This is a genomic window from uncultured Rikenella sp. (genome assembly GCF_948810725.1).
GTDB lineage: Bacteria > Bacteroidota > Bacteroidia > Bacteroidales > Rikenellaceae > Rikenella.
On sequence record NZ_CAQIVA010000093.1, the window covers coordinates 1 to 1,753 of the forward strand.

Genomic DNA, 1,753 nt, shown 5'->3' on the forward strand with positions numbered 1-1,753 from the left:
CTCGATTGTGCTTTCGCACAACAAGTGAAATCCCTTTTAAGGCGGGCGGGCGACCTAAACAGTATTCGACTGCGCTCAGGCCGCGCGGGCCGCCCTTACGCCGGGCGGGCGGTGCCTCCCGGCACCCGGTATGGGCCTGACGGGCGAGAAAACAGTCTTTGTCCGCGCGCTGGCGGAAATCGACCAAACAACTCTCGGTTGTTTGATCGATTTCCTACTCCAGCAGTCGCGCGCGGGTCGAGCTATCCCGACGAGCTGAAACTGCGCTCAGGCCGCGCGGGCTCCGCCAAATAAGGCCGAGAGAACCCCAGCAAAAGACGCAACGCGTCCACCGCGGAGGCGTGCCTTCCGGCACCCGGTATGGGCCATTCGGCAGAAAAAGCATAACAAAGGGCGATGCTGCGCATCGCATGGCCCAGCCGGTAAAAAAGCCCAAAAACAAACGGTCCGTTTCCTTTGGAAACCCAAAGGAAACGGACCGAGGCAACAACCGGTAGAGTCCAGAAACTACCAGCCCAAGATATAAGCGAACATCAGCGGCGCCACGATAGTCGCATCGCTCTCGACGATGAACTTAGGCGTATCGACGTCCAATTTCCCCCACGTAATCTTCTCGTTGGGCACCGCCCCCGAGTAGGAACCGTACGAAGTGGTGGAGTCCGAGATCTGGCAGAAGTAAGCCCAGAACGGCGTCTCCTCCCAGCCCAAGTCCTGGTACATCATCGGCACGCAGCAGATCGGGAAGTCGCCCGAGATCCCCCCCGCAATCTGGAAGAATCCGACCCCCTTGCCGCCCGCGTTCTGTTTGTACCAGTCGCAGAGGAACATCATCGTCTCAATCCCCCCCTTGACCGTCGAGGCCTTCATTTCGCCCTTGATGACATACGACGTGAAGATATTCCCCATCGTCGAGTCCTCCCATCCCGGCACGATGATCGGCAGGTTCTTTTCGCAAGCCGCCAGCATCCAGCTATTTTTCGGGTCGATCTCGTAGTACTGTTCCAGCACCCCGCTGCGGATCAGTTTGTACATGAACTCATACGGCAAGTAGCGTTCTCCCCGTGCGTCGGCCTCCTTCCAAATCTTCTCCATATGCCCCTGGAGCCGCCGGAAAGCCTCCTCTTCCGGAATGCAAGTGTCCGTAACCCGGTTCAGGTGATTATCCAGCAACTCGCGTTCCTGCTCGGGCGTGAGGTCCCGGTAATTCGGCACCCGTTTGTAGTGCGAGTGCGCCACGAGGTTCATCAGGTCCTCCTCCAAATTGGCTCCCGTACAGGTGATAATTTGCACCTTGTCCTGCCGGATCATTTCGGCGAGCGAAATCCCCAACTCGGCCGTAGACATCGCCCCGCCGAGCGTAATCATCATCTTCCCGCCCGCATTCATGTGCGCTTCGTAAGCCTGCGCGGCATCCACCAAAGCAGCCGCATTGAAATGGCGGTAATTGTGCGTAATAAACTGTGAAATCGGTCCTTTACTCATTAGTTAGCGAGATTTTTTTAATGTAAAACCGAGGCGAAGTTACGAATTAATTATATGTAACCTACTTTTCTTTGATCCGTCCTGTTTCCTCGCCCTGCCTTGGTATAATATGCAATCGTTCTTTAGCGACAGGAGGGTACTGTCCCTTTCTTGAAAGAAAGGGACCCAAAGAACTTTCAGATAGCATACGCTACGCCTTAGGCTCCGCAGTCCTCAGGTTGTGGGCGGGGGTTCTTTTAGGCGCGCAGAGGCTGTAACAACCTTATTGCGC

The 1,753-nt window shown here is 56.0% G+C and carries 1 protein-coding gene; it reads right to left on the reverse strand.

The features are described from left to right. Positions 1 to 507: 507 nt before the first annotated feature. The gene (locus Q9S52_RS10680; protein ID WP_304709096.1) at positions 508 to 1,482 is read right to left on the reverse strand and encodes a deoxyhypusine synthase family protein; all 975 of its coding nucleotides are present in this window, start codon (positions 1,480 to 1,482) and stop codon (positions 508 to 510) included. Positions 1,483 to 1,753 lie beyond the last annotated feature (271 nt).

What these genes read in the sequence shown, in the direction of transcription:
- Q9S52_RS10680 (WP_304709096.1), bottom strand. Translation starts at nt 1,482, where the DNA reads ATGAGTAAAGGACCGATTTCACAGTTTATTACGCACAATTACCGCCAT.